General features: G+C 71.8%; 1 protein-coding gene and 1 pseudogene. Both read right to left on the bottom strand.

What is annotated here, in order from left to right; all coding sequences use genetic code 11:
• Nucleotides 1-186 (bottom strand): annotated as a pseudogene (locus VTU_RS0106095) (molybdopterin molybdenumtransferase MoeA); the annotation flags it as partial.
• Nucleotides 183-521: molybdopterin-guanine dinucleotide biosynthesis protein A (locus VTU_RS26025; RefSeq protein WP_040892259.1), on the bottom strand; the 339-nt coding region annotated here is incomplete at its 5' end. The pseudogene VTU_RS0106095 and the gene VTU_RS26025, both read right to left, overlap by 4 nt.

The raw sequence follows: 521 nt of genomic DNA, 5'->3' as shown, positions 1-521 counted from the left end.
CGGCACGCTGATGGGCGAGATCACGTCGCGCGCGAGCACGCGGCCCAGGGCTTGGAAGAGGCCGACTTCCTGCGTCGCGACGACGGGCTCCACCAAGCGCTGCAAGAACGCGTGCACGTCGGCAACGCTCAGGGCCTGCGGGTCGTAGCCTTGCAGTTCGGCGGCAATCTGGGCAATGGTCTTCATGGGGAATCGACGCGTGGCGGGTGCCCCGCGGGTTCGGACCCGGGGTCGGCGCTGCGCTCGAGCCTATGCAGTTCGGCCAGGGTGTTGGCGTTGAAAAAGGCCTGGGGGTCGTCGCCCGGTTCGTCGAATGGCACGATGGCGCAGGCGTGCCGGCCCGTCCAGGCGTCGATCTTGCGGCCGCCGGCCTGGGTGAAGGCCGCCAGGCTCTCGAGCAGGTCCGCACGCAGCAGGCAGAAGACGGGCTGGGGGCGCACGCTGACGCCACCCGCGCCATCGTCCTGCGGCGCGGCGGCCATGGCGATGTCCGCGCCCTGCTGCTCGGCGGCCGCCGCCAG

It is taken from the genome of Verminephrobacter aporrectodeae subsp. tuberculatae At4, from assembly GCF_000193225.1.
GTDB classification, from domain to species: Bacteria; Pseudomonadota; Gammaproteobacteria; order Burkholderiales; family Burkholderiaceae_C; genus Acidovorax; species Acidovorax aporrectodeae.
Note: the sequence above shows the minus strand (reverse complement) of the source record. Positions and strands in the feature narration are given on the sequence as shown.